The sequence below is a fragment of the bacterium genome (assembly GCA_035703895.1).
Taxonomy (GTDB): domain Bacteria; phylum Sysuimicrobiota; class Sysuimicrobiia; order Sysuimicrobiales; family Segetimicrobiaceae; genus Segetimicrobium.
This window is the reverse complement of record DASSXJ010000314.1, coordinates 1-2,423: the sequence shown is the minus strand read 5'-3', so window position 1 is coordinate 2,423 and position 2,423 is coordinate 1. Positions and strand designations below refer to the sequence as shown.

Genomic DNA, 2,423 nt, shown 5'->3' with positions numbered 1-2,423 from the left:
GTAATAACCGAACGTCAACCCCAAGACATTGACCGTCGTGGGGGAGGTGATCGGTTGGTCGACCGCCGTCGCCCCCGTCACACAGTTGATCATCGTTTCGGTGACCGCGGTCCCACCCGAGACCGTCTCGAGCTTAAAGCCGAGCGTCTCAGGCGTCCCGACGTTGTCGACGTCCGCGTTGATCCACAACCGGGAGGTTGTCGGCTCGTACCCGGTCAGCGTCGCGATCTTGTCCTGGCACCGGGGAATCGAACTCCCGGCCAGGTTGAATCCCGCCTGCCGGACCCGGTCGGCGATCCACTCGACGACCTGCCGGCCCTGCTGCTCCTTTGAGACCGTGGTTGTAGTCAGAAGCTTGCCGAGGATGGCGGTCCCAGCTGTCAGGTGCACGGACGCAAACGCGACAACGGAGATCGAGAGCGCCGCCACGACCTCGAGCAACGTGAGGCCGGTTTCGCCCCTCTGCTTACAGGAACTGCGTCTCATACGTCACCACCCTATATAGCACGATGCCGGATTCCCGGGAGATCTGAATCGTGATCCGCTTCAGGCCGGTCTGGCCGATGTTGTTCTCCACCTGCACCGTGGCCTGGGTCAGGTCCGTCGGGAGCGCGGGCTCGACCGTGGTGCACGGGACGGAGGTGGGGGTGATCGTGCGGGTGCCGGCGCTGAGGCAGGAATTCGTGTATCCTACATAGCGCAGATAGTCGAGCTCACTTTGGGCCCACGCCGCCGCCTCCCCACGAACCCCCGAGGTCCGCGCCTGGGCGATCCCCGAGATGAAGATGCTCAACAGGGCCGCGGTCACGAACGCGAGAATCGTGAGGCCGACCATCACATCGAGCAGGGTCACCCCAGCCACTCCGGAAACGCCTCGGGGTCGGGGGCTCATTGGACCGTCACCGCTCCGGTGAGCGCCGCCACGGAGATCGTGATCGTCTGTCCGTTTCGGGTGTCGGTGACCACGAGCGTCGCGCCCGACGACGGGGCACCGAGCGTGTTGAACTGGATCGTCGTAGACGTGATGGTGAGTTCCGAGGGGAGTGTTTGACTGCGCACGGTGGCGCCGCCGATCGTGGTCGTGTAGCTCGGCGGGGTGCCGCTGGTGAAGGTGACAACGGCGGCGGCCCGCCGGGCGATCCCGAGCTGCTGTGCGCTTCGAATGTCGTTCACGATCGACTCGCTCCAACCGGCCAGCGTCTTCTGGGCCGCGAATCCGCCGATCGAAACCACGGCGGCGCCGATGAGCAAGGCGACCATGGCCAGAGCCACGAGGGCTTCCAGGAGCGTGAACCCTCGCTCGCGAGCCAGGCCGATTCTGATTCTCCCTAGCATCCGCATCCCTCTCCCCGATCGAGCGACAGACAAAAAGGGCGAGGTTCCCAAGGGAGCCTCGCCCCACTCTGTGGCCCCTCTTCGGCAACCCAGCCGACCACAGATCACGTGGCCCTGCGGCTTTGCGTCCCCGGATTGCTCCGGGTTTGCCCGTTCGTGAGGTCTATGTAGTTGTCTCTCTATTATAAGAAGATTCGGTGTCACGGGGGAAAATCCTGCGTTCCGCCCATGCCGCGGGGTGCGGCAAGCAGGCTATTGGAGGACCGCTGCAACTCTTGGATGACCGGGGTGAGGATTTCTGACGATTCCCCCGCGACTATCCGTGGACTGGTCGCGCTGCCGGACTGCCGATCCGCAAGACGAGATGGGTGTCCGTGGACTCGACCACCTCGACCAAGAACCCTTCGACGGCTTCGCAGTGGACGCCCGCGAGGGTGTGGCCCTCTGTCACGACCTCGATCGCCGCTTTCGCCCCGGAGTACGTCCGGAGCTTCACGCTGGCCACGCCCTTGATTTGGGACAGCGCCGTCATGAATTTGGTGGCCTGCAGAAACGAGTGGATCGGGCTGACGACAATCTCCCCGGTATAGCGGACCGCGGGGACCGACGCCTCGGCGGGTTCTTCCGCGGAGGCCGCGGACGCGCCCGCAGCCGCTGCGGGCTCCTCTGACGCCGCGGGGGGCTCCGCCTCGGAGGGCGCGGACGCCTCGGGCGTCGGGAGCGGAAGGGGTGTCGTGTCCGCTGTCTCGCCGGCGTCCTCGCCTTTCAACCGGCGCACCAGCCGGTGCACGGCCGGAAGGATTTGGCTCTGCACCTCTGCGCGCAGCCGCGTCATGATCTGCAGTGACTCGGCGTGATTCTTGGCCAGCGCCTCGAGCCCCCGGGACACGTGCTCGCGGTCCCGGATGAAGGCGTCGAGTCTGGCCGTGATGCTGGTGAGATATTGCTCGGCGGTATGCTGGACTTCCTCGACCTTGCGGTTGCTCTCTTCGACGAGTTGGTCCGACTCCGCTCGCAGACGCGAGAGATGTTCAGCCGCAGCGCGCTCGGCCGCGTGGATCTGCTCTTGGGCGGAGGCGCGCGCCTTC

At 65.6% G+C, this 2,423-nt stretch carries 4 protein-coding genes and 1 riboswitch; all 4 genes read right to left on the bottom strand.

What is annotated here, in order from left to right; genetic code table 11:
- A partial coding sequence (locus tag VFP86_20680; GenBank protein ID HET9002064.1) for a hypothetical protein occupies positions 1–486 on the bottom strand: 486 nt, incomplete at its 3' end.
- Entirely contained in the window at positions 467–853 is a 387-nt protein-coding gene (locus VFP86_20675) for a hypothetical protein (GenBank protein HET9002063.1), read from the bottom strand. The genes VFP86_20675 and VFP86_20680, both read right to left, overlap by 20 nt.
- A gap of 35 nt (positions 854–888) precedes the next feature.
- Positions 889–1,335, bottom strand: a complete 447-nt coding sequence (locus VFP86_20670) for a type II secretion system protein (GenBank protein HET9002062.1) — start codon at positions 1,333–1,335, stop codon at positions 889–891.
- Between the two features lie 80 nt (positions 1,336–1,415).
- Positions 1,416–1,496, bottom strand: a riboswitch (cyclic di-GMP riboswitch).
- Positions 1,497–1,651: 155 nt separating this feature from the next.
- Positions 1,652–2,423: hypothetical protein (locus VFP86_20665; protein ID HET9002061.1), on the bottom strand; the 772-nt coding region annotated here is incomplete at its 5' end.

Bases quoted from the DNA above. Each gene is read 5' to 3' on its own strand.
- VFP86_20670 (HET9002062.1), bottom strand. From the start codon at position 1,335: ATGCTAGGGAGAATCAGAATCGGCCTGGCTCGCGAGCGAGGGTTCACG.